The organism is Vibrio sp. 1727 (assembly GCF_033344415.1).
In the GTDB taxonomy this organism is placed as follows: domain Bacteria; phylum Pseudomonadota; class Gammaproteobacteria; order Enterobacterales; family Vibrionaceae; genus Vibrio; species Vibrio alginolyticus.
The window spans coordinates 1-521 of record NZ_JAWPOT010000651.1; the positions used below are offsets into that span (position 1 = coordinate 1).

General features: G+C 42.4%; 2 pseudogenes. Both read right to left on the bottom strand.

Going from position 1 to position 521, the window contains the following annotated elements:
- Nucleotides 1-138 (bottom strand): annotated as a pseudogene (locus tag R8O10_RS27415) (glutaredoxin); the annotation flags it as partial.
- 110 nt (nt 139-248) lie between these two features.
- A pseudogene (locus R8O10_RS27420) lies at nt 249-521 on the bottom strand (hypothetical protein); the annotation flags it as partial.

Genomic DNA, 521 nt, shown 5'->3' on the forward strand with positions numbered 1-521 from the left:
AAACTGATATAACGCGTATTGCTTTGCTTTGTCATCGACGTTGTTCTGCGCTTCGTTAGTGCGTTTGATGCCACGAGGAGAAAAGACAGCGTTCAGCAATAAAATGACTTTGCCTAAAATCCAACGGATAAACTTCATAATGATCCCTTGATGCTCAGTGGATGAATGTCCTTAACAATGCAAACATGATGCTTGTTGCATTGGAGACGCAGTCTATCAGTTGTTTCGGATTGATAAAACCATGTATTTTATGAGGAAAAGAGTCGCTTCAACCAGCCGAAAAAGCCATTTGATGCTGTTGGGTTTGCCTCTTTACCTAAATAGAAGCTTTGCATTAGCTCTGTTCTGAACGCGTCAACATCAATACGTTTAATCACAAGTTCGTGCTGTAATGTGTTTTGTGTCTGCTCCGCGTGATCGTGCGCTAAGCTAAAATCCATGTTCAGATAGCCTTGAGTGAAGAGCCACAAATTGGTGATCCGAACACGATCTTCTGCCGACTGATTGGAGAACTTGTCTGC